General features: G+C 73.0%; 29 protein-coding genes and 1 riboswitch. Of the genes, 16 read left to right on the plus strand and 13 right to left on the minus strand.

From position 1 onward, the window contains the following. The first annotated feature begins 20 nt into the window (after nt 1-20). The 3 genes from ASD33_RS07090 to ASD33_RS07100 all read left to right on the plus strand — a co-directional run bounded on the left by ASD33_RS07090 (nt 21) and on the right by ASD33_RS07100 (nt 2,418). On the plus strand, nt 21-1,046 hold the full coding sequence (locus ASD33_RS07090) for a 6-phosphofructokinase (protein ID WP_056555155.1): 1,026 nt from the start codon (nt 21-23) through the stop codon (nt 1,044-1,046). Nucleotides 1,047-1,150: 104 nt separating this feature from the next. Continuing rightward, entirely contained in the window at nt 1,151-2,101 is a 951-nt protein-coding gene (locus ASD33_RS07095) for a cytochrome c oxidase assembly protein (protein WP_056555157.1), read from the plus strand. A gap of 104 nt (nt 2,102-2,205) precedes the next feature. After that, nucleotides 2,206-2,418, plus strand: coding sequence for a hypothetical protein (locus ASD33_RS07100; protein WP_056555160.1), 213 nt, complete (start codon nt 2,206-2,208; stop codon nt 2,416-2,418). 10 nt (nt 2,419-2,428) lie between these two features. Here the strand turns inward: ASD33_RS07100 and ASD33_RS07105 are convergent, their stop codons facing one another. Both ASD33_RS07105 and ASD33_RS07110 read right to left on the minus strand, forming a co-directional pair. After that, nucleotides 2,429-2,842: a hypothetical protein gene (locus tag ASD33_RS07105; protein ID WP_056555164.1), complete on the minus strand. Its 414-nt coding sequence runs from the start codon at nt 2,840-2,842 to the stop codon at nt 2,429-2,431. Then, the gene (locus tag ASD33_RS07110) at nt 2,832-3,299 is read right to left on the minus strand and encodes a hypothetical protein (protein ID WP_056555166.1); all 468 of its coding nucleotides are present in this window, start codon (nt 3,297-3,299) and stop codon (nt 2,832-2,834) included. The genes ASD33_RS07105 and ASD33_RS07110 overlap by 11 nt, the downstream gene beginning before the upstream one ends. Nucleotides 3,300-3,477: 178 nt before the next feature. Here ASD33_RS07110 and ASD33_RS07115 point away from each other — a divergent pair, with 178 nt between their 5' ends. Beyond that, nucleotides 3,478-4,047: a sigma-70 family RNA polymerase sigma factor gene (locus ASD33_RS07115; protein WP_056555168.1), complete on the plus strand. Its 570-nt coding sequence runs from the start codon at nt 3,478-3,480 to the stop codon at nt 4,045-4,047. Then, nucleotides 4,044-4,820, plus strand: coding sequence for a zf-HC2 domain-containing protein (locus ASD33_RS07120; protein WP_063991905.1), 777 nt, complete (start codon nt 4,044-4,046; stop codon nt 4,818-4,820). The genes ASD33_RS07115 and ASD33_RS07120 overlap by 4 nt, the downstream gene beginning before the upstream one ends. Before the next feature lie 26 nt (nt 4,821-4,846). On the opposite strand, the gene ASD33_RS07125 is transcribed toward ASD33_RS07120, so the two are convergent. After that, nucleotides 4,847-5,872, minus strand: a complete 1,026-nt coding sequence (locus tag ASD33_RS07125) for a DUF3048 domain-containing protein (RefSeq protein ID WP_056555173.1) — start codon at nt 5,870-5,872, stop codon at nt 4,847-4,849. Between the two features lie 78 nt (nt 5,873-5,950). Between ASD33_RS07125 and ASD33_RS07130 the strand changes: the two genes are divergently transcribed. Together ASD33_RS07130 and ASD33_RS07135 are read left to right on the plus strand one after the other, a co-directional pair. Then, a complete protein-coding gene (locus tag ASD33_RS07130; protein ID WP_056555176.1) occupies nt 5,951-6,670 on the plus strand; it encodes a lysophospholipid acyltransferase family protein in 720 nt (239 codons plus the stop codon). A gap of 64 nt (nt 6,671-6,734) precedes the next feature. After that, complete coding sequence (locus tag ASD33_RS07135) at nt 6,735-7,766, plus strand: NAD-dependent epimerase/dehydratase family protein (RefSeq protein ID WP_056555180.1); 1,032 nt, start codon at nt 6,735-6,737, stop codon at nt 7,764-7,766. Nucleotides 7,767-7,829: 63 nt separating this feature from the next. On the opposite strand, the gene ASD33_RS07140 is transcribed toward ASD33_RS07135, so the two are convergent. The 8 genes from ASD33_RS07140 to ASD33_RS07175 form a co-directional block, all read right to left on the minus strand. Continuing rightward, nucleotides 7,830-9,410, minus strand: a complete 1,581-nt coding sequence (locus ASD33_RS07140) for an alpha/beta hydrolase (protein WP_056555182.1) — start codon at nt 9,408-9,410, stop codon at nt 7,830-7,832. A gap of 175 nt (nt 9,411-9,585) precedes the next feature. Beyond that, nucleotides 9,586-10,371, minus strand: a complete 786-nt coding sequence (locus ASD33_RS07145; RefSeq protein WP_056555185.1) for an urease accessory protein UreD — start codon at nt 10,369-10,371, stop codon at nt 9,586-9,588. Continuing rightward, nucleotides 10,368-11,045, minus strand: coding sequence for an urease accessory protein UreG (gene ureG, locus ASD33_RS07150; RefSeq protein ID WP_056555194.1), 678 nt, complete (start codon nt 11,043-11,045; stop codon nt 10,368-10,370). Before ureG ends, ASD33_RS07145 begins: the two co-directional genes overlap by 4 nt. An 85-nt stretch (nt 11,046-11,130) precedes the next feature. Continuing rightward, nucleotides 11,131-11,796 carry an urease accessory UreF family protein gene (locus ASD33_RS07155; RefSeq protein WP_056555200.1) on the minus strand — a complete coding sequence of 222 codons (666 nt, stop codon included), beginning with the start codon at nt 11,794-11,796 and terminating at the stop codon, nt 11,131-11,133. Then, nucleotides 11,796-13,517 carry an urease subunit alpha gene (locus ASD33_RS07160; RefSeq protein ID WP_056555201.1) on the minus strand — a complete coding sequence of 574 codons (1,722 nt, stop codon included), beginning with the start codon at nt 13,515-13,517 and terminating at the stop codon, nt 11,796-11,798. Before ASD33_RS07160 ends, ASD33_RS07155 begins: the two co-directional genes overlap by 1 nt. Continuing rightward, the gene (locus ASD33_RS07165) at nt 13,510-13,869 is read right to left on the minus strand and encodes an urease subunit beta (protein ID WP_056555202.1); all 360 of its coding nucleotides are present in this window, start codon (nt 13,867-13,869) and stop codon (nt 13,510-13,512) included. Before ASD33_RS07165 ends, ASD33_RS07160 begins: the two co-directional genes overlap by 8 nt. A gap of 14 nt (nt 13,870-13,883) precedes the next feature. After that, nucleotides 13,884-14,186 carry an urease subunit gamma gene (locus ASD33_RS07170; protein ID WP_056555205.1) on the minus strand — a complete coding sequence of 101 codons (303 nt, stop codon included), beginning with the start codon at nt 14,184-14,186 and terminating at the stop codon, nt 13,884-13,886. Nucleotides 14,187-14,369: 183 nt separating this feature from the next. Beyond that, entirely contained in the window at nt 14,370-14,648 is a 279-nt protein-coding gene (locus tag ASD33_RS07175) for a type II toxin-antitoxin system Phd/YefM family antitoxin (protein WP_056555206.1), read from the minus strand. Nucleotides 14,649-14,706: 58 nt separating this feature from the next. Between ASD33_RS07175 and ASD33_RS07180 the strand changes: the two genes are divergently transcribed. The 3 genes from ASD33_RS07180 to ASD33_RS07190 all read left to right on the plus strand — a co-directional run bounded on the left by ASD33_RS07180 (nt 14,707) and on the right by ASD33_RS07190 (nt 16,644). Beyond that, the gene (locus ASD33_RS07180; protein ID WP_079044620.1) at nt 14,707-15,330 is read left to right on the plus strand and encodes an ATP-dependent Clp protease proteolytic subunit; all 624 of its coding nucleotides are present in this window, start codon (nt 14,707-14,709) and stop codon (nt 15,328-15,330) included. Between the two features lie 7 nt (nt 15,331-15,337). Then, nucleotides 15,338-15,643: a hypothetical protein gene (locus ASD33_RS07185; RefSeq protein WP_056555212.1), complete on the plus strand. Its 306-nt coding sequence runs from the start codon at nt 15,338-15,340 to the stop codon at nt 15,641-15,643. Between the two features lie 314 nt (nt 15,644-15,957). Then, a riboswitch (cyclic di-AMP (ydaO/yuaA leader) is annotated at nt 15,958-16,164 on the plus strand. 3 nt (nt 16,165-16,167) lie between these two features. Next, nucleotides 16,168-16,644, plus strand: a complete 477-nt coding sequence (locus tag ASD33_RS07190) for a C40 family peptidase (RefSeq protein WP_056555215.1) — start codon at nt 16,168-16,170, stop codon at nt 16,642-16,644. A gap of 150 nt (nt 16,645-16,794) precedes the next feature. Here the strand turns inward: ASD33_RS07190 and ASD33_RS07195 are convergent, their stop codons facing one another. Both ASD33_RS07195 and ASD33_RS07200 read right to left on the minus strand, forming a co-directional pair. After that, nucleotides 16,795-17,232 (minus strand): ATP-binding protein, encoded by a 438-nt coding sequence (locus ASD33_RS07195; protein WP_056555218.1) that lies wholly within the window; start codon nt 17,230-17,232, stop codon nt 16,795-16,797. A gap of 164 nt (nt 17,233-17,396) precedes the next feature. Beyond that, on the minus strand, nt 17,397-18,584 hold the full coding sequence (locus ASD33_RS07200; protein ID WP_056555221.1) for an 8-amino-7-oxononanoate synthase: 1,188 nt from the start codon (nt 18,582-18,584) through the stop codon (nt 17,397-17,399). A gap of 143 nt (nt 18,585-18,727) precedes the next feature. Here ASD33_RS07200 and bioB point away from each other — a divergent pair, with 143 nt between their 5' ends. The 6 genes from bioB (at nt 18,728) to ASD33_RS07230 (ending at nt 23,640) form a co-directional block, all read left to right on the plus strand. Continuing rightward, a complete protein-coding gene (gene bioB, locus ASD33_RS07205) occupies nt 18,728-20,032 on the plus strand; it encodes a biotin synthase BioB (RefSeq protein WP_056555224.1) in 1,305 nt (434 codons plus the stop codon). Between the two features lie 64 nt (nt 20,033-20,096). Next, entirely contained in the window at nt 20,097-21,317 is a 1,221-nt protein-coding gene (locus ASD33_RS07210) for an adenosylmethionine--8-amino-7-oxononanoate transaminase (RefSeq protein WP_242426864.1), read from the plus strand. Between the two features lie 20 nt (nt 21,318-21,337). Next, the gene (bioD, locus tag ASD33_RS07215) at nt 21,338-22,057 is read left to right on the plus strand and encodes a dethiobiotin synthase (protein ID WP_056555229.1); all 720 of its coding nucleotides are present in this window, start codon (nt 21,338-21,340) and stop codon (nt 22,055-22,057) included. A gap of 35 nt (nt 22,058-22,092) precedes the next feature. Then, nucleotides 22,093-22,437, plus strand: a complete 345-nt coding sequence (locus tag ASD33_RS07220; protein ID WP_056555232.1) for a VOC family protein — start codon at nt 22,093-22,095, stop codon at nt 22,435-22,437. A gap of 10 nt (nt 22,438-22,447) precedes the next feature. Next, on the plus strand, nt 22,448-23,125 hold the full coding sequence (locus ASD33_RS07225) for a class I SAM-dependent methyltransferase (protein ID WP_056555234.1): 678 nt from the start codon (nt 22,448-22,450) through the stop codon (nt 23,123-23,125). 86 nt (nt 23,126-23,211) lie between these two features. Then, nucleotides 23,212-23,640 carry a GNAT family N-acetyltransferase gene (locus ASD33_RS07230; RefSeq protein WP_056555237.1) on the plus strand — a complete coding sequence of 143 codons (429 nt, stop codon included), beginning with the start codon at nt 23,212-23,214 and terminating at the stop codon, nt 23,638-23,640. The last annotated feature ends 17 nt before the right edge of the window (nt 23,641-23,657 follow it).

Genomic DNA, 23,657 nt, shown 5'->3' on the forward strand with positions numbered 1-23,657 from the left:
GTTGCAAAGGTTTTTGGGCTATGCGCATTGGCGTGCTCACCTCCGGCGGAGACTGCCCCGGTCTGAACGCTGTCATCCGATCCGTCGTGCACCGCGCCGTCGTCGACCACGGCGACGAGGTCATCGGCTTCCACGACGGGTGGCGTGGCCTCCTGGAGTGCGACTACCGCAAGCTCGATCTGGACGCGGTGGGCGGCATCCTCGCCCGGGGCGGCACCATCCTCGGCTCCTCGCGGGTCCAGCCCGCGCACCTGGTCGGCGGCGTCGAGCGGGCCAGGGGCCACGTGGCCGACCTGGGGCTCGACGCGATCATCCCGATCGGCGGCGAGGGCACCCTCAAGGCGGCGAACCTCCTCTCCGAGGCGGGCCTCCCGATCGTCGGCGTCCCGAAGACCATCGACAACGACATCGCCTCCACCGACGTCACCTTCGGCTTCGACACCGCCGTGACCGTCGCCACCGAGGCCCTGGACCGGCTCAAGACCACCGCCGAGTCCCACCAGCGCGTCCTGGTCGTCGAGGTCATGGGCCGTCACACCGGCTGGATAGCGCTGCACTCCGGCATGGCGGCCGGCGCGCACGCCATCGTGGTCCCCGAGCGGCCCTTCGACATCGACGAGCTGACCGCCCGGGTCGGCGAGCGCTTCGAGGCCGGCAAGCGGTTCGCGATCGTCGTCGTGGCCGAGGGCGCGAAGCCCGCCGAGGGCTCCATGGACTTCAAGACCGCCGGCACCGACATCTACGGTCACGAGCGCTTCACCGGCATCGCCAACCAGCTCTCCGCCGAGCTGGAGCGGCGCCTCGGCAAGGAGGCCCGCCCGGTCATCCTGGGTCACGTCCAGCGCGGCGGCACCCCCACCGCGTACGACCGCGTCCTCGCCACCCGCTTCGGCTGGCACGCGGTCGAGGCGGCGCACCGGGGCGAGTTCGGCATGCTGACCGCGCTGCGCGGCACCGAGATCACCATGGTTCCGCTGGCCCAGGCCGTGGAGACCCTCAAGACCGTCCCGGCGGACCGCTACGCCGAGGCCGAGTGCGTGCTCTGACGGACGCCTTCGCGTGACATCCGCCCCCGGTCGCAGCAGCGGCCGGGGGCGGTTCTAGTCTGGTGCGGACAACAAGCGCGAATCGGGCTCCAGGAGTGCACACGATGGATCACAGCGGGCACGGCATGACCACGGATCTGCCGCCGTTCACGCTGGGTCGGGGCCTGGAGTTCTCGCCCGACCTCTTCTTCCTGATCGGCTGCCTCGCGGGGCTCGGGCTGTACGGGTGGGGCGTGGCGCGGCTGCGGCGGCGCGGGGACGCCTGGCCGGTCAGCCGGACGGTGTTCTTCACGGTCGGCGTGCTGACGATCGCGCTCGTGATGTGCACCAAGCTCAACGACTACGGCATGGTCATGTTCAGCGTGCACATGGTGCAGCACATGGTGATCTCGATGCTGTCGCCGATCCTGCTGCTGCTCGGCGCGCCCATCACGCTGGCGCTGCGGGCGCTGCCGGTGGCGGGGCGGGGCTCCACGGGGCCGCGCGAGCTGCTCCTGAAGCTGCTGCACAGCCGGTACATGAAGGTGATCACGCACCCCGGTTTCACGATCCCGATGTTCATCGCGAGCCTCTACGCGCTGTACTTCACGCCGCTCTTCGACTTCCTGATGGGCTCGAAGGCGGGCCACATCGGGATGATGGTGCACTTCCTGATGGTGGGCGTGGTCTTCTTCTGGCCGATCATGGGCGTCGACCCGGGGCCGCACCGGCCGGGGTACGTGATGCGGATGCTGGAGCTGTTCGCGGGCATGCCGTTCCACGCCTTCTTCGGCATCGCGCTGATGATGGCCACGGAGCCGATGGTGAAGGCCTACGAGAACCCGCCGGCCTCGCTGGGGATCGACGTGCTCACCGACCAGAACGCGGCGGGCGGCATCGCCTGGGCGTTCAGCGAGATCCCGTCCGTGCTGGTGCTGATCGCGCTGGTCTACCAGTGGTACCACTCCGAGCAGCGGCAGGCGGTCCGTATGGACCGGGCCGCCGACCGGAACGGGGACAAGGAGCTGGAGGCGTACAACGCGTATCTCGCCTCGCTCCAGGCCCGCGGCCGCTGATCCCGGCGCACGCCGGAGCGTCCCGGGAGTAGCGCGCGCCCCCCTTCCGGGGTCACGATGGGCTGGACGGCTTCCGCGACCTCGGTCGGGAGGAGGGCGGACACATGTCCGGTCCCACGAAGACGATGGCGGTGCTCACGGCCGCCGCGCTGGTGCTGACGACGGCGTACACGGTGGCGCTCGGCAGCAGCGGCTGGCTCTGGTTCGGCTGGGTGGTGCTCGGCGTGGTGACGATCGGGATGGCCGCGTCGGACAGCACCGCCCCGCCCGCCCCACGTCCCCGCCCACCGGCGGGGACCGGGCCCGCGCATCCCTGACCGCGGCGGGTCACCCGCCGGTCGCGCGGCGGGGGAAGCCGCGTGCGGTGGCGAGGGCGAGGACGGTCAGGACGACGACGCCCGCCGACTCGACGACGATCGTCGGCAGGACCAGTTCCGCGTCGAGGGACTCCTCGAAGCCGAAGAGTCCGGTGGTGAGGCTGACGACGAGACCCGCGAGCGTGCCGGCGGTGAAGAGCGCGCCGAGCGCGGCCGGGACGGCGAGGTAGCGGGTCGGTGCGGCCAGCAGGGCGAGCGTCAGCAGGGCGCCGCCGATGGCGTTGAGCAGGAACAGCACGCCGATCGTCGCCAGGTCGCGGTAGCCGGTGTCCCACAGACGGAGGTGGATGGCCGCCATCGCCGCCGTCAGACCGGCGCCGGCCAGGCGCAGCGCGAGGACGCTCCGGGCCCGTTCAGTAGCCATGGCCCGTCGGGCTCTCGTTCACCGGTCCCCCGGTACCTCCCACGGTGATCTCGGTCTTCATGCCCAGGTCCTTGTGTCCGTCGACGGGGCAGTAGATCTCGTACGTGCCCGACTTCAGCGTCACGGTCAGCTTCGTGCTCTTGCCGGGGTCCACGTTCGGCGAGCGGTGCTCTCCGCCCGGGCCCTCGACCGCCAGGGCGTGGACGTGGTGGCCGATGTTGTTGACGACGAAGGTGTAGCCGCCTGCCTTGAACGTGTTCTGCGACAGCGCGATGTGGAAGTCGGAGAGGTCCGCGGTCACCTGGGTGGTGCCCGTCGTGCTCTGTGCCGGTGGTGCGGTGCTCGGTGGTGCGGTGTTCGCAGACCCGCCGCCGCTCCCGCAGGCCGCCAGCAGCCCGGTGAGCCCTGCGGCCGCCAGACCGAGCGCCACGCGGCTCCGCGTGTGTGTTCCTGTCATCACTCCGCCCTCCGCCTGTTCTCGTTCTTGGGGATTTCCGTTCCGCAGGGGGTACGGACGAGCGGCGCGGAGGGATTGCGCGGGGCCGGAGGAGGAGAATGAGGGGGTGTTTCCGCACGGATCCGGATCCGGCGCAATCCCCTGGGGGCGGCGGAACGTATCCAGGGGTGTGCGGAGCATGGGGATGTCACTCGGGCACGCGCCGGACGAGGCGCTGCTGTCCGGCCTGACCACGGGAGATCCCGAGATCGCCGTCGCGTTCGTGCGCCGTTTCCAGCGCACGGTGTTCGGTGTCGCGGTCGCCGTCGTCGGTGACACCCAGCTCGCCGAGGACATCGCGCAGCAGACCTTCGAGCGGGCCTGGCGTCATGCCTCGGTCTACGACGCGCGGCGCGGTTCGGTGCGGACCTGGCTGACGACCATCGCCCACAACCTCGCGGTCGACGCGGTCCGGGCGCGCCGGGCCGATCCCGTGGCGCCGGAGGATCTGGACGCCCTGCTCGACGTCATGACCGACACCCCCGAGGACCGGGCCCTGGCCGCCGAGACGGCGGCCGGGCTCGGGACCGCCCTGGCCCGGCTGCCGAGGGAGCAGGCCCGGGCGCTGGCGCTGGCCGCGATCTACGGGATGACGGCGCGGGAGGTCGCCGACTTCGAGCACATACCGCTGGGCACCGCGAAGACGCGGATCAGGACGGCGCTGCGGAAGCTGCGGACGGCATGGGGAGCCGAGGTGAACCGGCGATGAGCGAGGGCATGAGCTGCGAACGGCTGAGGGAGCTCGACGCCGAACTGGCGCTGGGTGTGCTCCCGGCGCGGGAGCGCGCGCTCGCGGTCGCGCATCTGGACCGCTGCGCCGCGTGCCGGGAGCACATCGCGCGGCTGGCTCCGCTCGGCGACGGCCTGCTGGGGCTGCTGCCCGGCTCGGAGCCGCCGGTGGGCTTCGAGAGCCGGGTCACCGCACGGTTCGGGGAGCTGTTCACCGAACGGTTCGGCACCCGCCCGGAGCAGACGGGACGGCCGGAGCGCGCGGAGGACGCCGGGCACGTCGGGCGGTCCGGCCCGGCCGGGCGGCCCCCGGGGCGGCGCCGCCTCCTGCGGCCGCGGCTCGCGGCGGCAGGCGCCGCCCTCGCGGTCGCCTGCGGCTTCGGCGGCTGGGCCGTGGGCACCGCCGTCACCGAGCCGCCGGTGGCCTCCGCCCCGGCGCACAGCGCTCTGATGGAGGCGGCCCTGATCGCCGACGGCCACGAGGTCGGCCGGATCTTCGCCCACGCCGGTGCGCCGGGCTGGGTCTACATGTCCGTCGAGCTGGGGGGACGCGACGGACCGGTGCGCTGCCGCCTCGAACGTACCGACGGCAGCGCCGTTCCCCTCGGCACGTTCGCCCTCAAGGGCGGGTACGGGTACTGGGGCGCGCCGGCCGTGGTGGACCCGGCGACGGTGTCCGGCGCCCAGCTCCTCGCTCCCGACGGCTCGGTCCTGGCCACCGCGCGGTTCCCGTCGGCGGTGGAGACCTCGTGACGCGCAGACCCCGCCTGCCGGCTTTCCTAGCCGTTCGGGGCCAGTACCACCCAGATCTGTCCCGGTGCGAAGGGGAGCGGCTTGCCCGCCGGGGTGGTGAACGTGGTGCCGGAGGCCGCCGTGGGGCGGGACCAGTGGGCGTCGTACGACCGGCCGTCCCGCAGCACCTGTGCCGTACCGCTGCCGACGCTCTCGGTGTACGGGGACACGCTGCCGAGGAAGTCGTGGAAGCGTGAGGAACGGATGTTCACGTGCTGGACGACGACCGTCGCGGGCTTCAGCGGTCCCGCGTCGGTGGTGCGGGCGGCCCGCCCGTCCATCGCGACCCGCCAGTCCTTCTCCGCCGTGTTCCAAGTGAAGGTGTAGCGGGCGGCGGGATAGCGGACGGTGCGTGCCCGGACGGGGGTGCCGTCCTCGGGAGCGGGCCCGAAGCGGAAGCCGATGTCCCGGGAGAGGCCGGCGTCGGGGGCCGCGGCCAGGGCGCGGCCGGGCAGCAGGTACAGGTTGTGGGGCGCCGGTCGCGCGGAGCTGCGGACGAAGGCCCGGGGTGCGTCCTCCTGCGGCAGCGGGTGCAGCGGGGCGGCCTGGAGGAGGGGTTTCAGGGCGGTCTGGGAGCCGGAGTAGGCGAGTGCGGGGGTGCCGAACTGGGCGAGGAGTTCGATGTCGGACTCGCGGGCGCTGCGGACGGGTCCGGTCCGGTCGGGGAGGCGGGAGGAGTAGACGGCGAGGAGCCGGGTCACGCCTCCCTCGACCTGTTCGACGTAGACGAGGTCGGCGGAGCCGAGGCCGGTGTGGGGGCGGGCCGCGGCCACGTTGTCGATCTTGACGGCGAGGACGGGGGCGGGTTTCGCCGGGAGTCCGGTGAAGGGCGAGCGTCCGGTGGGGACCGGGGCGGTGGGAGCGGGGCTCGTGGTGGCGGGCGTGGGGGTCGGGGTGGGGGTCGGTTCGGGCGTACCCGGGTGGGAGCAGCCGTACAGCCCGGCCGCCGTCAGCGCGCACAGCAGTGCGGTGAGGACGCGGCCGGGGCGCCTGGACCCTCGCTCGTCGGTCATGGTGACGCTCCCCCACCAGTGGACCACGGGGCCGCGCGCCGATACAACGGGTGGACGGACGACGAACGGGGGTCGCGGATGTTCTACCACCTGATGAAGCACGTACTGCTCGGACCGCTCCTGAGGCTGCTCTTCCGGCCCCGGATCGAGGGTCTCGAGCACATCCCGGAGGAGGGTGCGGCGATCGTCGCGGGCAACCATCTCTCCTTCTCGGACCACTTCCTGATGCCGGTGGTCCTGGACCGGCGGATCACCTTCCTGGCGAAGCAGGAGTACTTCACCGGGCCGGGGGTGAAGGGGCGGCTGACGGCGGCGTTCTTCCGGGCCGCCGGCCAGATCCCGGTGGACCGGTCGGGGAAGGAGGCGGGGCGGGCCGCGATCCGGGAGGGGCTGGGGGTGCTGGACCGGGGCGAGCTGCTCGGCATCTATCCGGAGGGGACGCGTTCGCACGACGGGCGGCTGTACAAGGGCAAGGTGGGGGTGGCGGTGATGGCGCTGACGGCGGGGGTGCCGGTGGTGCCCTGCGCGATGGTGGGGACCTTCGAGATCCAGCCGCCGGGGAAGGTCGTGCCGAGGATCCGCCGGGTCACCATCCGGTTCGGGGAACCGCTGGACTTCGCCCGGTTCAGGGGTTCGGCCGGTGAGAAGGCGGTGGTCCGCGCGGTGACGGACGAGATCATGTACGAGATCCTGCGGCTGTCCGGGCAGGAGTACGTGGACGAGTACGCGGCGGTGGTGAAGGCCGCGGCGGAGGAGGACGGGCGGTCGGCGCGAAAGTTCCCCGGCGGGGAACGCTGAGGGCGGATCCGCGCACGGCGCAATCCTCTGGGCCGCCGCGTCCGCCGCCCGTAGCGTCGCGTCCATGAGCAAGGGAAGCGCGTTCGTGCTGGGTGGATCGGGACAGGTGGGGAGGGCGGCCGTGCGGGCCCTCCTCGCGGACGGCTGGGAGGTGACGGCCGCCTCGCGGGGCGGCGGCAGGGACGACGGCTGGCCGGACGAGGTCCGGTCGGTCCGGCTCGACCGGGGCGAGGAGGGCGCGTTGGCGTCCGCGCTCGGCGACGGCACGGACGTCCTGGTGGACATGGTGGCGTACGACGCCGGGCACGCCGCCCAGTTGACCGGGCTCGCGGACCGGATCGGCTCGGCGGTGGTGATCTCCAGCGGGGCCGTGTACGAGGACGAGCGGGGGCGAAGCTTCGACACCCAGGACCGGTCGGACGGCTTCCCGCGCTATCCGGTGCCGATCCCGGAGTCCCTGGCGACGGTGGCGCCGGGCGACAGCACGTACGGCACCCGGAAGGTCGCCCTGGAACAGCGGCTGCTCGCGGCGGGCGAGGCGCTGCCGACGACGCTGCTGCGGGCGGGCGCGATCCACGGTCCGCACTGCCCGGGTCCGCGTGAACTGTGGTTCGTGAAGCGGGCGTTGGACGGACGGCCGGTGCGCCTGCTCGCGTACGGCGGGACCTCGCGGTTCCATCCTGCCCATGTCGACAATCTGGCGGAGCTGATCCGGCTGGCGGCGGCGAAGCCGGGCAGCCGGGTACTGAACGGCGCGGACCCGGAGGCGCCGACGGTGGCCGAGATCGGGGCGGCGATCGACGCGGTCCTCGGCGCCGAGAGCGAGACGGTGCTGATCGAGGGGGCGCCGGACGGGCTCGTGGGCCTCACTCCCTGGACCTCGGAACATCCGATCGTCTACGACATGACGGCGGCGGAGCGGGAGTTGGGCTACCGGCCGGTGGTCTCGTACGCCGCGTCGCTGCCGGAGACGGTCGCGTGGCTGAGCGAGCGGGTGGCGGGGCGGGAGTGGCGGGAGGTCTTCCCGGGTCTGGGGAAGTACGGGGTGGACTTCTTCGACTACGCGGCGGAGGACGCCTGGCTCGCCTCGCACTGAGACGGCGGAGAGGGGCGGGCCGTCGGACGGCCCGCCCCTCTCCTCACCCGGATGCGGGCGGTGTTACGGCTGCGGAGTGGCGTGCGGGGCGCACGTCTGGTCCGTGGCGTCGACCTTGCCGGTCAGCAGGTAGGTCTCGACCTTGGCGTTGAGGCAGGGGTTGACCAGGTTGGTGATGCCGTGCGAGCCGGCGTCCTTCTCCGTGATCAGTCGCGAGCCCTTGAAACGCTTGTGCAGCTCGACGGCGCCGGCGTACGGGGTGGCGGCGTCACGCTCGGACTGGGCGATGAGCACCGGCGGGAGGCCCTTGCCGGTCTTCACCTCGGTCGGGCGCTGGCGCGGGGCGGACCAGGTGGCGCAGGGGAGGTTCATCCACGCGTTGGCCCAGGTCATGAAGGGGTACTGCTCGTGGAGGCGGGTGTTGTCCCGGTCCCACTTCTTCCAGCTCGTCGGCCAGGCGGCGTCGTTGCACTCGACCGCGGTGTAGACGGCGTTGCCGTTCTCCGAGGAGATGTTGCCGGCGGTGTCGGTGAGGTCGGCCGCGGCGTTGTCGATCAGCGGCTGCGGGTCACCGGCGGCGTAGGCGCTCCAGGCCTCGGCCACCAGGGCCCAGGTGGAGTCGTAGTACGGGGCGTTCTGGAAGAAGCCGATGAGCTCCGCAGGGCCGACCTTCCCGCCGAGCGGGGCCTTCTTGGCGGCGGCGCGCAGGGTCACCCACTGCTGCTGGACCTCCGCCAGGGTGTCCCCGAGGTGGTAGGTGGCGTCGTTCTGGGCGACCCAGGTCATCCAGTCCTTGAGGCGGCCCTCGAAGGCGATGTCCTGGTCGAGGTTGACCTCGTACCAGATCTTCCGCGTCGAGGGGTTGACGACGCTGTCGAGGACCATGCGGCGGACGTGGCTCGGGAAGAGCGTGCCGTAGACCGCGCCGAGGTAGGTGCCGTAGGAGACGCCGACGAAGTTGAGCTTCCGCTCGCCGAGGGCGGCGCGGACGACGTCGAGGTCACGGGCGGTGTTGGGGGTGTTCATGAAGGGCAGCAGGTCGCCGCTCTTCTCCGCACAGCCCTTGGCGTAGTCGGCGGCGAGCTTGCGCTGCGCGAGCTTGTCGGCCTCGCTGTCGGGGACCGGGTCGAGCTTCGGGCCCTTGACGAAGTCGGTCGGGTCGACGCAGGAGATGGGGGCCGACTTGCCGACGCCGCGCGGGTCGAAGCCCACGAAGTCGTAGGCCTTGGCGGCGTTCGCCCAGATCGCGTTCTTCGTGGTGACCCGGCGGGGGAAGCGGAGGCCGGAGCCGCCGGGGCCGCCCGGGTTGTAGAGGAGCGCGCCCTGGCGCTCGGCGGGGGTGCCGGTGGACTTGATCCGGTCCACGGCGATCTTGATCTTCTTGCCGTTGGGCTTCGCGTAGTCGACGGGCACGCTGACCCAGCCGCACTCGATCGGCTTCTCCAGGCCCCAGTCGGCCGGGCAGTCCTGCCAGTCGATGCCGGTCTGGGCGGCGCGGGCGGCGGCGACGGCGACGCCGATCGACTCCGCGTCGCGCAGGTGGCGGTTGCTGTCGGCGTTCGCGGCCGGGGCGGCGAGCGCGCCCACGACGAGCGTGCCCGCTATCAGAGTGCCGGCCGAGCCGAGCACCGCTGTGCGTCTCACATGTCCTCCCCCAGTGGGCGCCGCCCCCGTGGCAGCGCCGCGTGTTGGTTGTCGGGGGATCCTTTCGCCCCGGGGGCTCCCGATGAAAGGGCGAACACGTGTTTCTTTGCCGAACCAATAACCGGTGAACGGTGTACCGCTGAGCGGTGACCTCACCGGGGCCCCTCAGAAACGGTCAGAACGGGGCGAGTTCGGCCAAAGCCCTGTCGAGCAGGCGGCGCAGCACGAGCGCGTCCGGTGCGACCGCGGTGGCGAGGGCTGCGGGTCCGGCCAGCGGGGTGACGGCGGCGTGCTCCCCGAACAGCCGGGACTCCACCGGCTTGTCGGCGAACGCCGGGTCGACGACGAGGAGTTGGCCGGTCGCCCGGTGCCCGCCGAGCACCGCGCCGCCGTCCCAGCCGCCGGGGGCGCCGGGCCCGAAGGCCAGTTCCTGGTCGAGCAGGGGCCGTCCGGCCCGGCGCACGGTGAGCCGGGTGACGAGGGTGCCGGGCGGTTCGCCGTGGCGGCCGAGGATCTGCTCCTCACGGAGGACCAGCCGCGCCGTGGGAGCGAGCTCGACGACGGTCCGCATCCGCAGGTCCGACCCCCGGACGGAGACCATCTGCTCCGGCAGCCAGCGGAGCACGCCCCCGTCGCCGACGGTGATCCGCACGTCGTACGCGGCGGGCTCGGCGCTCCGGCCGGGCAGCGCGAGGGTGGCGGCCGCGGAGTCGACCAGGAGCCGGGCCCCGTCGCACACCTCGGTCTCGATCGCGAGCCGGTCACCGCCGAGCGGGGCGCTCATCGCCCCGACGACGGTGACCCGGGTGTACGGACCGGGGGCCTCCCCGTACGGACCGGCGGGCCCGGCGGGCGGACCCGCGGCCCGGGTGCGGCGCAGGGCGAGGGGGCCGTCGCCGACCAGGAGCGGCAGCCCCCCGTCGGCGTCGGCGCGGATCCGGGCCGTGGCGCGCAGGCTCACGCGGTCCAGGCCCCGAGCTGGGCGCGGACCCAGTCCGCGACGGGCGCGACGCCGTTCTCGGCCCGCAGCGAGGTGAAGGCCACGGGCAGTTCGCCGCGCTGCGCCTTGGCGTCGCGCGCCATCCGCTCCAGGTCGGAACCCACGTAGGGGGCGAGGTCGGTCTTGTTGACGACGAGGAGGTCGGCGGTGGTGACGCCGGGGCCGCCCTTGCGCGGGATGTCGTCCCCGCCGGCCACGTCGATGACGAAGATCTGGGCGTCGACGAGCCCCTTGGAGAAGGTGGCGGTGAGGTTGTCGCCGCCGGACTCGACGAGGATGAGGTCGAGCGGCCCGACCGCCTCCTCCAGGTCCTCGACGGCTTCGAGGTTGGCGGAGATGTCGTCGCGGATGGCGGTGTGCGGGCAGGCGCCGGTCTCGACGGCCTGGATGCGCTCGGGCGGCAGGACGGCGTTGCGGAGCAGGAACTCGGCGTCCTCGCGGGTGTAGATGTCGTTGGTGACGACGGCGAGGGAGAGGGTGTCGCGCAGGGCCCGGCAGAGGGCGGCGACGGTGGCGGTCTTGCCGGAGCCGACCGGACCGCCGAGTCCGATGCGCAGGGCGCGGCGGGTGCCGTCGGGGCGGTGGGCGTCGGCGGAGACGGCACCGCGGTGGTCGTGGGAGTGGTCGAGGTGCATGGGGCGGCTCCAGCGATGCTCGGACGTGGTCTCGGACGTGGGTGCTCAGGAGAGGGGGCTCAGGAACGGGTGCTCACGAGTGGCCTCAGGACGCGAAGAGGCGGACGGGCCAGGCCGCGTGCTGTTCGGCGGTGATGTCGAGGAGGGGTGCGGAGGCCGCGGGCAGGGCGTCGATGCCCCGCCGGGCGGCGGCGGCGGCCTCCTCGGCGACCCGGTCCATGGCGGGGGCGAGCCGGGCGAGGACGGCGGTGGCCTGGAAGGGGTCCAGGCTCAGCAGCCGGACCGTGGCGGTGGCGGGGCCGCTGACCGTCTCGTACGCGACGCAGTGCGCGGCGTCCTCGGGGCCGAGCCCTGCGGCGCGGGCGGCGGTTCCGAGGACGACGGGCTGGTGGGCGCCGCGCGGGAACGCGGCGGCGAGCGCGTCGAGTTCGGGACCCGGCCAGGCGGCGCGGGCCGCCCGCATCATCTGCCGGCCCAGCTTGCGGGCGGCGGCGCGGAGGGCCGGCGAGGGGGTGCGCGCGTCGGCGGCCGCGTCGAGCGCGTAGGGGTCGTGTCCGAGCGCCGCCGCGGCGGCGAGGGCCGCCGCGGTGAGGCCGCTGGTGTGCAGCCGGCCGCGGCAGAAGGCGGCGAGACTCGCCGCGTCCGTGATCCGGCCCGCCGCCACGGCGGCCTCGGCCCCGCCGGAGTGGGCGTGCCCGCCGGCGGGGAAACGCCCGTCGGCGAGCACGAGGAGGGCTGCGCGACTCGTCATCAGAAGAGGAAGTAGCGCTGGGCCATGGGCAGTTCGGCGGTGGGGGCGGGTTCGACCGCCTCGCCGTCGATGGTCACCGTGAAGGTGTCGGCGTCGACCTCGACCCGGGGCAGCGCGTCGTTCTCCCGCATGTCCGCCTTGGTCACCCGCCGGGTGTTGCCGATCGCGGTGAACTCCTTGTTCACACCGAGCCGCTGGGCGATGTCGTCCTCGATCGCCGCCCGGGCGACGAAGTTGACCGAGCCGGACGCCGCGGCCCTGCCGAGCGCGCCGAACATGGGACGGGGCAGCACCGGCTGGGGAGTGGGGATGGAGGCGTTGGCGTCCCCCATCTGCGCGTACGCGATCTGCCCGCCCTTGAGGACGACGAGCGGCTTCACCCCGAAGAAGGCGGGCTCCCACAGGACCAGGTCGGCGAGCTTGCCGGGCTCGACCGAGCCGACGAGGTGGTCCATGCCCTGGGCGACGGCCGGGTTGATCGTGTACTTGGCGACGTAGCGGCGCGCCCGGTGGTTGTCGGCGCGGCCGTCGCCGGGCAGGGCGCCGCGCCGCTTCTTCATGACGTGGGCGGTCTGCCAGGTGCGCATGATCACCTCGCCGATCCGGCCCATGGCCTGGGCGTCGGAGGAGATGATCGAGATGGCCCCGAGGTCGTGCAGGACGTCCTCGGCGGCGATGGTGGAGGGCCGGATGCGGGACTCCGCGAAGGCGAGGTCCTCGGGGACGGCCGGGTTGAGGTGGTGGCAGACCATCAGCATGTCGAGGTGTTCCTCGATGGTGTTGACGGTGTGCGGCCGGGTCGGGTTGGTGGAGCTGGGCAGGATGTACGGCTCGGAGACCACCGTGATGATGTCGGGGGCGTGCCCGCCGCCGGCGCCCTCGGTGTGGTACGCGTGGACGGTGCGGCCGGCGATGGCGGCGAGGGTGTCGCCGACGAAGCCCGCCTCGTTCAGGGTGTCGGTGTGGATGGCGAGCTGGGCGCCCGTCTCCTCGCACACGTCCAGACAGGCGTCGATGACGGCGGGGGTGGCGCCCCAGTCCTCGTGGATCTTGAATCCGAGGGCCCCGCCGCGCAGCTGGGAGTGCATGGCCTCGCGGGACATCGTGTTGCCCTTGCCGAGCAGGCCGATGTTGACGGGGAAGGTGTCCAGGGCCTCGAACATCCGGGCCGTGTGCCAGGGGCCGGGGGTGACGGTGGTGGCCTTGGTGCCCTCGGCGGGTCCCGTACCGCCGCCGACGAGGGTGGTGACGCCGGTGGCGAGGGCCTGCTCGACGACGGTCGGCGAGATGAAGTGGACGTGGGTGTCGACGGCTCCGGCGGTGACGATCCGGCCGTTGCCGACGATGATCTCGGTCTCGGGGCCGATCACCAGGTCGGGGTGGACGCCGTCCATGGTGTCGGGGTTGCCGGCCTTGCCGAGGGCGGTGATCCGGCCGTCCCGGATGCCGATGTCGGCCTTGACGATCCCCCAGTGGTCGATGACCACGACGCCGGTGATCACGGTGTCGGGGGCGCCCTCGGCGCGGGTGGTGCGGGCCTGCCCCATGGACTCGCGGATGACCTTGCCACCGCCGAATACGGCTTCGTCGCCGGCGCGGCCGGGGCCTCCGCTGCGGTCCTCCTCGATCTCCACGAGGAGGTCGGTGTCGGCGAGCCGGACGCGGTCGCCGGTGGTGGGGCCGAACAGGTCGGCGTGGACGGCGCGGTGGAGGTCAGGCACGGTCGCCGTCCTTGTCCTGGGCAGTGGTGTCGAGGGAGCCGGCGGAGTCGAGGGGGCCGGCGATCTCGCCGCGCAGGCCGGGGACGATCCGGCGGCCCGCGAGGGGGACGAGCTCGACCTCGACCGGGATGCCGGGTTCGAAGCGGACGGCGGTGCCGGCGGCGATGTGCAGCCGCTGTCCGCGCGCGGCGCCGCGGTCGAACTGCAGACCGGGGTTGACCTCGGCGAAGTGGTAGTGGGAGCCGACCTGGACGGGCCGGTCGGCGGCGTTGAGCACGGTCAGACGCGTGACGGGGCGCCCCTCGTTGAGGGCGACGGGGCCGTCCGCGTACAGGATCTCTCCGGGGATCATCGGCGGCGCCCCGTTCAGATGATCGGGTCGTGGACGGTGACGAGCTTGGTGCCGTCCGGGAAGGTGGCCTCGACCTGGACGTCGTGGATCATCTCGGGGATGCCGTCCATGACGTCCGCGCGGGTGAGCACCTTGCGGCCGGAGGCCATCAGCTCGGCGACCGTGCGACCGTCCCTGGCACCTTCGAGGACATGGGCGGTGAGCAGCGCGACGGCCTCGGGGTGGTTGAGCAGCACACCGCGGGCCCTGCGCTTCTCCGCCACGTCCGCCGCCACATGGATGAGCAGGCGTTCCTGTTCGTGCGGGCTCAACTGCACTCTTCCACCTCACAGTCGTCTGCCGGGAGAGACCCCGGACAGCTGCGGACCCTACCGACCGTCAACACCTTGTTGAACTGCGGAGATGCGGTACGCGAGCAGACATTGCACGTTAGGGCGGAAGTTTTTCCGGCTCGTTAACTGTGTCTTTGCGTTCCCATGATCGTCGGACCGGTCGCGCGCTCAGGAGACGCCGGGCTCGCGGTGGTGGGCGGCGATGCCGAAGCGGCCCTGTTCGCCCGGAGCGGAGTCGACGGAGCGCAGGCCGGAGACCGTACTGACCACCTGCTCGTCGGCGGGCTTCTCCGCCGCCTCGAGTTCTTCCAGGTCAGCGGCGGAGACCAGGGCGACGAGGGGCTTCCCGTGGCGGGTGACCACGACGCGCTCACCGCCGTACACGACGCGGTTGATGAGGTCGGCGAGCTCAGCCCGCGCTTGCGTCACCGGGATCTCGTAGGTCATGCTCCCCATCTTACGGCCTGTACGTCCTGTACATTTTTTACAGATGGAGGTGCCCGCCATGGATGCTCGCCACGTCCTGCCCGAGTTCACGGAGCGGACCAGCTACGGAACCCGGACCCTCGACCCCTACTCCAAGCTCCTCGAATCCCGGATCGTCTTCCTCGGCACGCCGATCGACGAGATCTCCGCCAACGACGTGATCGCCCAGCTCCTCCACCTCGACCACGCGGCTCCGGGACAGGACCTCTCGCTCTACATCAACTCCCCCGGCGGCTCCGTCACCGCCATGACCGCGATCTACGACACCCTCCGCTCGCTCCACTGCGACGTGGAGACCACCTGCCTCGGCCAGGCGGAGTCCACCGCCGCCGTCCTGCTCGCGGCGGGGACGCCGGGCAAGCGCGCGATGCTGCCCGGCGCCCGGATCACGCTCCGGCAGCCCGCCGTGGACGAGCCGCTCCAGGGGCAGCTCAGCGACCTCGACCTGCACGCCAGCGAACTCCTCCGCCTGCGCGCCCTGATGGCCGGGATCCTCACCGAGCACACCGGGCAGCCGCGCGAGCGGATCGACGCCGACCTCGACCGCCTCACGGTCCTGGACGCGCCGGCGGCCCTCGCGTACGGCCTGGTGGACCATGTGATCACGAGCCGGCGGGACTCCGTCGGCCCCTCGGAGCGGTGAGCCCGCCGTGGTCCCCGAACTGCCGCCGCTGCCCGCCCTGACGCGGGCCGAGGGCGAGTTCGTCGACGCGTACCTCGAAGTCGTCGACCTCCTGGGGAGGATCAACCCCGCCAGGGGCACCCACACCTACGGGGCGCTGCGCGCGGCGCAGGCCCTGGTCGGGCGGGCCGAGGCGCTGCGCGAGGCCGTGACGCTGATGCACGCGCGGGGCGAGAGCGAGGTGCACGCGGACACCTTGGCGCGCGCCCTGCGAGTGTTGGACGGGGAGCGCAGAACCGGCCGCGTCACCGTCCCGGAAGCACGGGCGAGTTGACATTCCGGCGTGCCGTGTCCAGGTCCGGACGGCCGACACGAACCGCAGAATCGATCCCCCGTTCGGCGTAGTCGACGCGTCGACATATGTGCCGGGTGAGTTGCACAGCAGGTGTACGCATCTGGCGGAATCGGGCGTTCCACCCCTGGTGCGGGGCTCGTCGGCCAAACCTCCGACGATCACGAAAGCATCCTGTCCACCCGAATGGATCAGTCGTGAGGAGCCTCACATATCGCCGTTTCAGCTCGGATTTCGCCCTGTGTGTAGGTCAAGATCCCTGTCGACGACAAGCCCCCGCCGCCGCGGCGGGGCGGTCCGGGCGGACGCCGAGTCCTGCCGCTGTCCCGGATGTCTGGTCGACAGGAGTGGATCGGCAGGAGTGGAGGACCCGATTCAGACGGGGCGTACGCGCTGTTCCGGCAGCGAGGCCGTCCCTTGGGGTGAAGCCGCGGAAGCGGCCGGGCATCTTCGCCAGCCCGAACCCGACAGGTCATCCTTCGCAGGCGGCTGACGAAGGGTTGCGCATGACCGCGCAGATGCACGTCCCGTCCCTGCTGTCCCGGGCCGGAGCCGTCTCGGCTCTCACCCTCGCCGCCGTCGGCGGCACGCTGCTCGCACCAGGTGCGGCATCGGAGGCCCAGGCAGCGACGACCTACGCGAACAAGGCACTGAGCGTCGCCGCGTCCAAGAAGGGAGCCCCGTACCGGTACGGGAGCACCGGGCCCACGAGGTTCGACTGCTCCGGTCTGACGCTCTACGCGTACAAGAAGGCGGGCAAGTCGCTGCCCCGCACCGCGCAGCAGCAGTACAACAGGACCCGGCACATCTCCGCCGGCAGCAGACAGAAGGGGGACCTGGTCTTCTTCCACTCCGGCGGAAGGGTGTACCACGTGGGGATCTACGCCGGGAGCGGCAAGATCTGGCACTCGCCCAAGACGGGCTCCTGGGTGAAGCTCGACAGGATCTGGTCCTCGAAGGTCTACTACGGCCGCGTCCGCTGACCGGACGGCCGTAGCGGTACGACCCCGAGGGGTGCGGTGGCGCCGCCGCACCCCGGCACGGGCCTTCCGGACGTGGACCTGGGTCGCGTCCGGCACACAGCGCCGTCCGCGCAGGCCGGGCAGGCCGGGCCGGGCCTTCCCGGCGAGGAGCTAACAGCTCGCGAGCGGGACCGTCGTCCACGGGAGGGTGATCCGGACCGTCTTCCCGCCCTCCTCGGTCGGGGCGACCGAGAGACGGCCGCCCGCCTCCGCCGCCAGCGAGCGGATGATGACCATGCCCCGGCCGTTGTCCTGCTGGACTGCCGCCGGGAGACGGCGCGGCCAGCGCGGATGGCTGTCGGTGACGCCGATGTGGAGGCGCTCCTCGCGCTCCAGGCGGACGTCGACCGTGAACGTGGGCGACTGACCGAGGGTGTGCAGCACGGCGTTGGTGGCCAGTTCCGAGACCATCAGACGGATCGCGTCCGCGAGGTCGTCGGCCCCGTCGAGGCCCCATCCGTCGAGCACCTCCGCGACGAACCGCCGGGCCGTGGGGACCGAGGCGGGCTCGCTCGGCAGAGTGACGGATGCTTCCTGGTGATCGGCCATGGCGACGCTGTCCCTTTCCCGCCGGGGCCGCTGCCCCGGATTGCGCTTCGGGCGTCAGAGTGGCACCGATCGGACCACGCCGGGCGGCGTTCCACCAAGATATGTCCCCATCTGTCGCCCGAAGCGGTGAACTCTGCGGCCCGGGAACCCCCTTGGGCCGCCCGTCACCCCTGCGGTCCGGCCGGCGCCGTCCGCAGGATCGTCGCCACCGCGCGCTCGATCTGCGCGTCCGTCAGATCGGCCCGCGCGGTGAGCCGCAGTCGCGAGATGCCGTCCGGCACGGACGGCGGCCGGAAGCAGCCGACGGCAAGACCCTGCTCGCGGCAGTCCGCCGCCCAGCGCAGAGCCGCCTCCGGGGAGGGCGCGCGCACCGAGACGACGGCCGCGTCGGGCCGGGCCGCCGTGAGGCCCGCCTCGGTGAGCAGCCGGTACAGGGTGGTGGCAACGGTACGCGCCCGCTCGGCGAGGTCCGGTTCGGCGACCAGCAGCCGGAGGCTCGCGAGCGCGCCGCCCGCGGCGGCGGGGGCGAGCCCGGTGTCGAAGATGAAGGTGCGGGCCGCGTTCACCAGGTGCTCGATCACCCGGGCCGGGCCGAGGACGGCGCCGCCCTGGCTGCCGAGGGACTTGGAGAGGGTCAGCGTGGCCACCACGTCCTCGTCGCCCGCGAGTCCCGCCTCGTGGAGGGCGCCCCGGCCCCCTTCGCCGAGGACGCCGAGGCCGTGGGCGTCGTCCACGACGAGTCCGGCGCCGTGCGCGCGGCAGGCGGCGGCCAGCCACGGCAGCGGGGCCTTGTCGCCGTCGACGGAGAAGACGGAGTCGGTGACGGCCAGGGCCCGCCGCCCGGGGTGCGCGGCCAGCGTCTTGGCGACGGCCTCGGGGTCGGTGTGCGGGACGACGGCCGTCTCGGCGCGCGCGAGGCGGCAGCCGTCCACGATCGAGGCGTGGTTGGAGGCGTCGGAGACGATCAGGGAGTCCCGGCCGCCGAGCGCGGTCAGCGCGGCCAGGTTGGCGGTGTAGCCGGAGGAGAAGACGAGCGCGGCCTCGAAACCGCAGAACTCGGCGAGTTCGCGTTCGAGACGGGTGTGCAGCCGGGTGGTGCCGGTGACGAGCCGGGATCCGGTCGAGCCGGCGCCCCAGCGCACGGCCGCCTCGGCCGCGGCCTCGGTGACCTCCCGGCGGCGGGTGAGCCCGAGGTAGTCGTTGCTCGCCAGGTCGAGCAGCTCCGACTCGGCGGCCCGGGGCCGCAGCGTACGGACCAGACCGGCGTCGGCCCGGCGGCGCGCCTCGGCGTCGGTCCAGTCGAAAGCGGTACGGCGCGGGCCCGCGTCCCGTGCCTCCTCGGCCTGTGACATACGGCGATCCTTTTGTAGGCAGCGCACAGACCCTAGCCGGAGCATGCCGAGGTCGGGATGTGGTCATCCACACACCCCGATCGGAGTCGTTTGTTCGGATCCTCCTTGGCCGAGGGGTGGGCGGTAGGCCAGGATCAGCGGTTATGGACCTGCTGAACACGCTGGTGGAGAAGGGGCTGCGGCGCGAGCTGCCGACCCGTGAAGAAGCGCTCGCCGTGCTGGCGACCTCAGACGACGAACTGCTCGATGTGGTGGCGGCGGCCGGCAAGGTGCGCCGCCAGTGGTTCGGGCGGCGGGTGAAGCTCAACTACCTGGTGAACCTGAAGTCGGGGCTGTGCCCCGAGGACTGCTCGTACTGCTCGCAGCGGCTCGGCTCCAAGGCCGAGATCCTCAAGTACACCTGGCTGAAGCCGGACGAGGCCTCCCAGGCGGCGGCCGCCGGTGTCGCGGGCGGCGCCAAGCGGGTCTGCCTGGTGGCGAGCGGCCGCGGTCCGACGGACCGGGACGTCGAGCGGGTCGGCAGGACCATCGAGGCGATCAAGGAGCAGAACGAGGGCGTCGAGGTCTGCGCCTGCCTCGGGCTGCTCTCGGACGGCCAGGCGGAGCGGCTGCGGGACGCCGGCGCCGACGCGTACAACCACAACCTGAACACCTCCGAGGCGACGTACGAGGGGATCACCAAGACCCACACGTACGCGGACCGGGTGGACACCGTGCAGAAGGCGCACGCCGCCGGTCTGTCGGCCTGCTCGGGTCTGATCGCGGGCATGGGCGAGTCCGACGAGGACCTCGTCGACGTCGTGTACGCGCTGCGCGAGCTCGACTCGGACTCGGTGCCGGTCAACTTCCTCATCCCCTTCGAGGGGACGCCGCTCGCCAAGGAGTGGAACCTCACCCCGCAGCGCTGCCTGCGGATCCTCGCGATGGTGCGGTTCGTCTGCCCCGACGTCGAGGTCCGGATCGCCGGCGGCCGTGAGGTGCATCTGCGCTCGATGCAGCCGCTGGCCCTGAACATCGCGAACTCGATCTTCCTCGGCGACTACCTGACGAGCGAGGGCCAGGCCGGCCAGGCCGACCTGGACATGATCGCGGACGCGGGCTTCGAGGTGGAGGGCGCGGGCACGACCACGCTGCCGAAGCACCGCGCGGACGCGCTCGCGGCGGCGGGTGCGACGGGCGGCTGCGGCGCGAAGGCCACGGCGGGCTGCGGCTCCGAGGCCTCCGCCGACGGCGCGGGCTGCGGCTCCCACGCGGAGGCGGGCGGCGGCTGCGGTCCCTGCGGCGGCCACGCGGCGCCGGAGTCCTCCGAGGCCCCGACGGCGTCCGAAGCCCCGACGGCTCCGGTGGTTCCGGCGGCTCCGGCGGCTCCCGCCGCGAACGAGCCCCGGCCGGACCTGGTCGCCGTGCGCCGCCGCGGCGCCGGCACGGACCTCGCCCCGAACGCGTAACGCCGTGCGCAACGACGAACTCCTCGGCCTGGACCGGGCGCACGTCTGGCATCCGTACGGCCCCATGCCCGGCCGTACGGACCCGCTGGTCGTCGCGTCCGCGTCCGGGGTGCGCCTCCGGCTCGCCGAACCCGCCGAGGGTCAGACCGAGTTGATCGACGGCATGTCGTCCTGGTGGTCGGCGGTCCACGGCTACAACCACCCCGTGCTCAACGACGCGGTGCGCGACCAGCTGGACCGGATGAGCCACGTCATGTTCGGCGGGCTCACCCACGAACCCGCCGTGCGGCTCGCCGCCCGGCTCGTCGAGATCACCCCCGAGCCGCTGCGGCACGTCTTCCTCAGCGACTCGGGCTCCGTCTCGGTCGAGGTCGCGGTCAAGATGTGCCTCCAGTACTGGCGTTCGCTCGGGCGCCCCGAGAAGCAGCGGCTGCTCACCTGGCGCGGCGGCTACCACGGCGACACCTGGCAGCCGATGTCCGTGTGCGACCCGCAGGGCGGGATGCACGAGCTGTGGTCGGGCGTGCTCCAGACGCAGGTGTTCGTGGACGCCCCGCCGGCCGGGTACGAGGAGTCGTACGCGGAGCTGCTGCGGTCCGAGATCGGGAGGCACGCGCACGAACTGGCCGCGGTGATCGTGGAACCGGTGGTGCAGGGCGCGGGCGGGATGCGTTTCCACGACCCGGAGTACCTGCGGGTGCTGCGGGAGGCCTGCGACGCACACGACGTGCTGCTCGTCCTCGACGAGATCGCCACCGGCTTCGGGCGTACGGGCACGCTGTTCGCCGCCGACCAGGTGGGCGTCTCCCCCGATGTGATGTGTCTGGGCAAGGCGCTGACCGGCGGCTACCTGTCGATGGCGGCGACGCTCTGCACGAGCCGGGTCGCCGACGGGATCTCGCGGGGCGAGGTCCCGGTCCTGGCGCACGGGCCGACCTTCATGGGGAACCCGCTGGCGTCCGCCGTGGCCTGCGCCTCGATCGACCTGCTGCTCTCCCAGGACTGGGAGGTCGAGGTCAAGCGGATCGAGACCGGGCTGCGGGCCGGGCTCGCCCCGGCCGCCGGCCTGCCGGGCGTGCGCGAGGTACGGGTGCTCGGCGCGATCGGGGTCGTACAGCTGGACCACGAGGTCGACATGGCCGCGGCGACGCGCGCGGCGGTCCGGGAGGGCGTGTGGCTGCGCCCGTTCCGTGACCTGATCTACACGATGCCGCCGTACGTGACCGGCGACGAGGACCTGGCCCGGATCTGCGCCGCCGTACGAGCGGCCGCGGCGGCGGGCTGAACGGAAGGACTGGGACAGCAGTGGGAATCGTCGTCGTCAGCGGGACCGGCACGGAGATCGGCAAGACGGTGGTGACGGCGGCGGTGGCCGCCGTGGCCACCGCCGCCGGCCGGTCGGTCGCCGTCCTCAAGCCCGCGCAGACGGGGGTCGGGCCGGACGAGGCCGGGGACGCGGCCGAGGTCGTCCGGCTCTCCGGCGCCGTGGGCCACGCCGAGCTGGGCCGCTTCCCGGAGCCGCTGGCCCCCGGCACGGCGGCCCGGCGGGCCGGGCTCGCGCCGGTGGGGCCCCGGGAGGTCGCCGAGGCGGCCAGGAAGCTGGCCGCCTCGCACGACCTGGTGCTCGTGGAGGGGGCGGGCGGGCTGCTCGTCCGCTTCGACGAGGAGGGCGGCACGCTCGCGGACGCGGCGGCGCTGCTCGGCGCACCGGTCCTGGTGGTCGTCCCGGCCGGGCTGGGGACGCTCAACTCGACGGCCCTGACGGCCGAGGCGCTGAGGGCACGCGGGATCGAGCAGCTGGGCGTGGTGGTCGGCAGCTGGCCGGACGCCCCCGACCTGGCCGCGCGCTGCAATCTGGCGGACCTGCCGGAGGCGGCGGGCGCCCCGCTGCTCGGGGCCGTACCGGAGGGGTCGGGGGCGCTCGACCCGGCCGGGTTCCGGGCGGCCGCCGACGGCTGGCTGGCGCCCGCGCTCGGCGGCCACTGGGACGCGGCGGCGTTCCGGGAGCTGTTCGCCGCCGAATGAGCCCCGGCCGGAGGGTGACTCCGTAGGCTGGGGGCATGCGCGCTCACGTTCAGGAGATCGTCTTCGACTGTGCGGGTCCCCCGGCGCTCGTCCGCTTCTGGGCCGGGCTCCTCGGCGGTTCCCCGGTGGACCGGAGCGAGGACTGGTCGTACGTGGACCCGCCGGGGTTCGTACGCCTCGCCTTCCAGCGGGTGCCGGAGGGCAAGGCGGTGAAGAACCGCGTCCATCTCGACCTGGAGGTGGAGGACCCGGTCACGGCGGCCGCGGAGGCGCTGCGGTCGGGCGCCGCCCCGGTCGGAGACCCCGTCACGGACGAACAGGGCACCTTCCAGGTCATGCGGGACCCGGAGGGGAACGAGTTCTGCTTCGTGACGGTCTGAGGAGGCTCCGATGACACCGTCGCACGCCGCGCCGCCGCCCCCGTCGTCCCCCGCGCCGCATGTGCACCATCCGCTGTTCGCCCGCTTCTACGCCCGGCTCAGCGTGTCCGCCGAGACCAAGGGCGGGCTCGGCGAGCTGCGTGCGGAGCTGCTCGCCGGGCTGTCGGGCCGGGTGCTGGAGATCGGCGCCGGGAACGGGCTCAACTTCGCGCACTACCCCGAGGGAGTCACCGAGGTGGTGGCCGTCGAGCCGGAGTCCCGGCTGCGCCGGCTCGCCCAGGAGGCCGCGCGCGGAGCGCCGGTCCCGGTGACCGTCCTGCCGGACACGGCGGAGGCCCTCCCTCTGGAGGACGCCTCCTTCGACGCGGCCGTCGCCTCCCTCGTCCTCTGCACGGTACGGAACCTGCCCCGGGCCCTCGCGGAGCTGCACCGGGTGCTGCGCCCCGGCGGGGAGCTGCGCTTCTTGGAGCACGGGCTGGCGGACACGCCGGGCCTGGCGCGCGTGCAGCGGGGTCTGGACCGGACGGTCTGGCCGCTGCTCTTCGGCGGCTGCCACACCTCGCGCGCCCCGCTCGTGGCGATCGAGGCGGCCGGATTCACGCTGGGCCCGTACCGCTCCTTCGACATCCCCGAGAAGGGCCCCCGACTGCCGTCCTCCCCGTGCGTGCTGGGCGTCGCGCAGCGCTAGGGGGTGCTCCCGTCCCTCGGCGGGGGCGTGTCTCTCCCCTCGGAACCGCGTTGCACGGGCAGCTCCCCGCCTGATGGGATCCGGCCATGATCGATCTGCGGATACGTGCTGCCACCCCCGACGACGCCGAGGCCGTCCTCGCCTTCTGGCGGGAGTCCGCCAAGGGGACGTCGATCTCGGACGACGTGCACGGGGTGATCCGGCTGGTCGAGCGCGACCCGGAGGCGCTCCTCCTGGCCGTCGACGACGACGGCCTGATCGTGGGCTCCGTCATCGCGGGCTGGGACGGCTGGCGCGCCTCCCTCTACCGGCTCGCCGTGCTGCCCTCCCACCGTCGGCGCGGCATCTCGACGATGCTTCTGAAGGCGGCGGAGGAACGATTCGTCGCCCTCGGCGGACGACGGGCCGACGCCATGGTCCTGGAGGCCAACGAGACCGGGCACCAGCTGTGGACGGCCGCCGGCTACGGCCGCGAGGACCGCTGGCGCCGCTGGGTGAAGCCGCTCACCGGCTGAGCCGCCGGCGCCTCCGG

The sequence above is a fragment of the Streptomyces sp. Root1304 genome (assembly GCF_001426405.1).
Lineage (GTDB): Bacteria > Actinomycetota > Actinomycetes > Streptomycetales > Streptomycetaceae > Streptomyces.

What these genes read in the sequence shown, in the direction of transcription:
- ASD33_RS07090 (WP_056555155.1), top strand. Translation starts at nt 21, where the DNA reads ATGCGCATTGGCGTGCTCACCTCCGGCGGAGACTGCCCCGGTCTGAAC.
- ASD33_RS07095 (WP_056555157.1), top strand. Translation starts at nt 1,151, where the DNA reads ATGGATCACAGCGGGCACGGCATGACCACGGATCTGCCGCCGTTCACG.
- ASD33_RS07100 (WP_056555160.1), top strand. Translation starts at nt 2,206, where the DNA reads ATGTCCGGTCCCACGAAGACGATGGCGGTGCTCACGGCCGCCGCGCTG.
- ASD33_RS07105 (WP_056555164.1), bottom strand. Translation starts at nt 2,842, where the DNA reads ATGGCTACTGAACGGGCCCGGAGCGTCCTCGCGCTGCGCCTGGCCGGC.
- ASD33_RS07110 (WP_056555166.1), bottom strand. Translation starts at nt 3,299, where the DNA reads ATGACAGGAACACACACGCGGAGCCGCGTGGCGCTCGGTCTGGCGGCC.
- ASD33_RS07115 (WP_056555168.1), top strand. Translation starts at nt 3,478, where the DNA reads ATGGGGATGTCACTCGGGCACGCGCCGGACGAGGCGCTGCTGTCCGGC.
- ASD33_RS07120 (WP_063991905.1), top strand. Translation starts at nt 4,044, where the DNA reads ATGAGCGAGGGCATGAGCTGCGAACGGCTGAGGGAGCTCGACGCCGAA.
- ASD33_RS07125 (WP_056555173.1), bottom strand. Translation starts at nt 5,872, where the DNA reads ATGACCGACGAGCGAGGGTCCAGGCGCCCCGGCCGCGTCCTCACCGCA.
- ASD33_RS07130 (WP_056555176.1), top strand. Translation starts at nt 5,951, where the DNA reads ATGTTCTACCACCTGATGAAGCACGTACTGCTCGGACCGCTCCTGAGG.
- ASD33_RS07135 (WP_056555180.1), top strand. Translation starts at nt 6,735, where the DNA reads ATGAGCAAGGGAAGCGCGTTCGTGCTGGGTGGATCGGGACAGGTGGGG.
- ureG (WP_056555194.1), bottom strand. Translation starts at nt 11,045, where the DNA reads ATGCACCTCGACCACTCCCACGACCACCGCGGTGCCGTCTCCGCCGAC.
- ASD33_RS07155 (WP_056555200.1), bottom strand. Translation starts at nt 11,796, where the DNA reads ATGACGAGTCGCGCAGCCCTCCTCGTGCTCGCCGACGGGCGTTTCCCC.
- ASD33_RS07165 (WP_056555202.1), bottom strand. Translation starts at nt 13,869, where the DNA reads ATGATCCCCGGAGAGATCCTGTACGCGGACGGCCCCGTCGCCCTCAAC.
- ASD33_RS07175 (WP_056555206.1), bottom strand. Translation starts at nt 14,648, where the DNA reads ATGACCTACGAGATCCCGGTGACGCAAGCGCGGGCTGAGCTCGCCGAC.
- ASD33_RS07180 (WP_079044620.1), top strand. Translation starts at nt 14,707, where the DNA reads ATGGATGCTCGCCACGTCCTGCCCGAGTTCACGGAGCGGACCAGCTAC.
- ASD33_RS07190 (WP_056555215.1), top strand. Translation starts at nt 16,168, where the DNA reads ATGACCGCGCAGATGCACGTCCCGTCCCTGCTGTCCCGGGCCGGAGCC.
- ASD33_RS07195 (WP_056555218.1), bottom strand. Translation starts at nt 17,232, where the DNA reads ATGGCCGATCACCAGGAAGCATCCGTCACTCTGCCGAGCGAGCCCGCC.
- ASD33_RS07200 (WP_056555221.1), bottom strand. Translation starts at nt 18,584, where the DNA reads ATGTCACAGGCCGAGGAGGCACGGGACGCGGGCCCGCGCCGTACCGCT.
- bioB (WP_056555224.1), top strand. Translation starts at nt 18,728, where the DNA reads ATGGACCTGCTGAACACGCTGGTGGAGAAGGGGCTGCGGCGCGAGCTG.
- ASD33_RS07210 (WP_242426864.1), top strand. Translation starts at nt 20,097, where the DNA reads ATGCCCGGCCGTACGGACCCGCTGGTCGTCGCGTCCGCGTCCGGGGTG.
- ASD33_RS07220 (WP_056555232.1), top strand. Translation starts at nt 22,093, where the DNA reads ATGCGCGCTCACGTTCAGGAGATCGTCTTCGACTGTGCGGGTCCCCCG.
- ASD33_RS07225 (WP_056555234.1), top strand. Translation starts at nt 22,448, where the DNA reads ATGACACCGTCGCACGCCGCGCCGCCGCCCCCGTCGTCCCCCGCGCCG.
- ASD33_RS07230 (WP_056555237.1), top strand. Translation starts at nt 23,212, where the DNA reads ATGATCGATCTGCGGATACGTGCTGCCACCCCCGACGACGCCGAGGCC.